At 74.8% G+C, this 3,035-nt stretch carries 1 protein-coding gene and 1 pseudogene; one reads left to right on the top strand and one right to left on the bottom strand.

Annotation, left to right across the window (positions count from 1 at the left end; all coding sequences use genetic code 11):
• Nucleotides 1–689, bottom strand: a pseudogene (locus tag FNQ90_RS17895) (asparagine synthase-related protein); the annotation flags it as partial.
• A gap of 672 nt (nucleotides 690–1,361) precedes the next feature.
• Between FNQ90_RS17895 and FNQ90_RS17890 the strand changes: the two are divergent.
• Nucleotides 1,362–2,954: a sporulation protein gene (locus FNQ90_RS17890; RefSeq protein ID WP_182607307.1), complete on the top strand. Its 1,593-nt coding sequence runs from the start codon at nucleotides 1,362–1,364 to the stop codon at nucleotides 2,952–2,954.
• The last annotated feature ends 81 nt before the right edge of the window (nucleotides 2,955–3,035 follow it).

Genomic DNA, 3,035 nt, shown 5'->3' with positions numbered 1-3,035 from the left:
GGCACGCCGGCGTGCCGGGGGGCGGCCAGGCGGGTGCGGACGGCCTCCACCAGTGCGTCGCGGATGCCGGCTATGGCTGCCTCCCGTTCGACCGGGGGCGCGGCGACGACCGTGGGCAGGGAGGGTTCGTAGTCGACGGTGTCGCGGCTGCCGCCCTCTCGCAGCACCAGCGCGTGGCCGGGTGCCACCCGGTGCACGCCGACGTAGGGGGTGCCGCTGCCCAGGGCCTCGGGGGTCTCGGGGCAGGCGAGTTGGGCGCCGAGTTGGTTGACGTCGAGTTGGGCCTCGGTGAGATCGGCGAGGGGGAGGGCGGCGGTGGCGTAGGCGGTTCCGCCGGCCCACCGGGTGTGGAAGACGGGGCGTGCGCCGGCGAGGTCGGAGGGGATGGCGGTGCGCCGGCCGAAGCGGGCGACCGCCGTGTATCCGCCGGGCCACGTGGTGAGTTGACGCAGGGCGCCGGCGCGGGCCGAGATCAGCGCGTTGCGCAACTGGGCGTCCGTGGCGCCGCAGTAGCCGAAGACGGCCAGGTGGGTGTCACCGTCGGCGTGCACCAGGCGGATCTCGTCCAACCGCCAGTCGCCCACAGCCCAGAGCGGGTCGGGGCCGTCCCAGATGAGTTGGGCGCCGAGGGGCCTCACCTCGCCGAGCGCCGTCGCCGAGGCGCCGCACCACCCCACCAACCACCGCATGGCCGCCTCCCCCCGCTTGAGTTGTCGAGCCCGCAGGTCACGGGCGCTCGAAGGGTGTGGTGTGCCCATGCTGCCACGGGAAGCGCGGCAACGGTGTATTGGAGGGGAAACCGCAGAAGGGCAGGGCGATGCGGCCGGTCCGCGGACGACGCGCGGAAAACCGGCTGTTTTCGGCCAAACTCCGTTCGGAGTCGGCCTCGGACGCCCGGGGCGGGAGGGGCACCCGGGATGTCGTGGCCCGGGAGACGTCCCACGTCTCCCGGGCCCGAACCGCCGTCCGCGGGGATGAGAACGACGGCTCCCCGGCCCACCGGACGCCCGGAGCGCGGCGGACCGACCCACGCGGAATCATCCAAACCCCGTGGGTCGCTCCTGCTAAGAGCGCACGGACGGGCGCACGGCCACACGACGGGAGCACGTTCCCACCGGTCCCCGGCTCACGGTCGGACACTCGCGTCACGCCGGGACGTTCGAGCGGAACCGGACGCGCCCGGCTCGCGAACCGGGGCCCGGCACGCCCCCGGGGGACGAAGCCCCGGGGACGAGGACCGGCCATCCCCGTACAAGCCCCTTAACGGTCAGAAGGCACCGAACTACGCTGGGTTGGCGGAATATTGGGGAGCGTCCCGTGCCCGACGCGGGGCCACCGATGGGTGTGTCAGGGGTGCGCGCATGTCCAGGGAGTCACGCGGACCGAACGAGAAGCTGGGAGCCGTCCTCGCTCTCGCCGGCATGAGCAACGCCGGGCTGGCCCGCCGGGTCAACGACCTCGGCGCGCAACGCGGCCTGACGCTGCGTTACGACAAGACCTCGGTGGCCCGGTGGGTCACCAAGGGCATGGTGCCCCAGGGAGCGGCACCACACCTGATCGCCGCCGCCATCAGCAGCAAGCTGGGCCGGCCGGTGCACCTGCACGAGATCGGCCTCGCCGACACCGATCCCGCGCCCGAGGTGGGGTTGGCCTTCCCCCGCGACGTGGAGACCGCCGTGCGCGGCGCCACCGAACTGTACCGCCTGGACAGCGGCTCGGGGCGCGGCATATGGCAGTCCCTGGCGGGGTCCTTCGCGGTCAGCGCGTACGCCACGCCCGCCGCCCGCTGGCTGATAACCCCGGCCGACCCGGCGGTGGGACGCGAACCCGCCGACGAGGGCGGCCGGCCCCGGCGCGCCGGCGGTGACGCGGCGCCCGCCGGGCCCCCGACCGGGGGCGGTCCGGCGAAGGGGCAGAACGGGCAGAACGGATCCCACGGGTCGGCGGGCGGCGCGAACGGGGAGGGCGGGGGCCGCGCCCGGGGCCCGGCCCCCGCGGCACGCGGCCTCGTCGGTCCCGGCCCGGCCGGCCGAATCGGTCGGGTCGGCCACAGCGATGTCTCCAAGCTCCGCGAGGCCGCCGAGGAGGCCCGCCGCTGGGACTCCAAGTACGGCGGCGGGGACTGGCGTTCGGCCATGGTGGCGGAGTGTCTGCGCTCCGACGCCGCGCCCCTGCTGCTGGGGCGATACAGCGACGAGGTGGGCCGCTCACTGTTCCGCGCCACCGCCGAACTCACCCGGTTGGCCGGGTGGATGGCCTTCGACACCGGGCAACAGGAGGCCGCCCAGCGCTACTACATCCAGGCGCTGCGCCTGGCCCGGGCGGCGGCCGACGTGCCGCTGGGCGGGTACGTGCTGGCCTCGATGTCCCTCCAGGCCACCTACCGGGGCTTCGCCGACGAGGGTGTGGACCTGGCGCAGGCCGCGCTGGAGCGCAACCGCTCGCTGGCCACCCCGAAGACCATGAGCTTCTTCCACCTCGTGGAGGCCCGGGCACTGGCCAAGGCGGGCGAGGCCGCCGCCTGCGGTACCGCCATCGCCGCCGCCGAGAGCGGCCTGCAGCGCTCCCGGGACAGCGATCCCGACCCGGGTTGGCTGGACTTCTACGCCTACGACCGGCTCGCCGCCGACGCCGCCGAGTGCTACACCGACCTGCGCATCCCCCATCAGGCCCGCCGCTTCAACGAGGAGGCGCTCTCCGAGCCCACCGAGGACTTCGCCCGCTCGCACGGCCTGCGCCTGGTGGTCAAGGCGTTCGCCGAGTTGGAGGCCGGGAACCTGGACGCCGCGTGCGACGCGGGCAACCGCGCGCTGCGGGTGGCGGGGCGCATCTCCTCCGCCCGCACCACCGACTACGTCCGGGCCCTGCTCGACCGGCTCGAGCCCTACCGGGACGACCCCTCGGTCAAGGAACTCCGGGAGGCCGCCGAACCGCTCCTGGCCACTTCGGCATGACCTCGCACATGACAGCGGCAACCGTGAACGGAACGCGCCGGCCGGCGCGGTGAGCGCGACCGGGGGCGGGGTCCCGGGGGC

Source organism: Streptomyces alkaliphilus (genome assembly GCF_014141535.1).
GTDB lineage: Bacteria > Actinomycetota > Actinomycetes > Streptomycetales > Streptomycetaceae > Streptomyces > Streptomyces alkaliphilus.
Note: the sequence above shows the minus strand (reverse complement) of the source record. Positions and strands in the feature narration are given on the sequence as shown.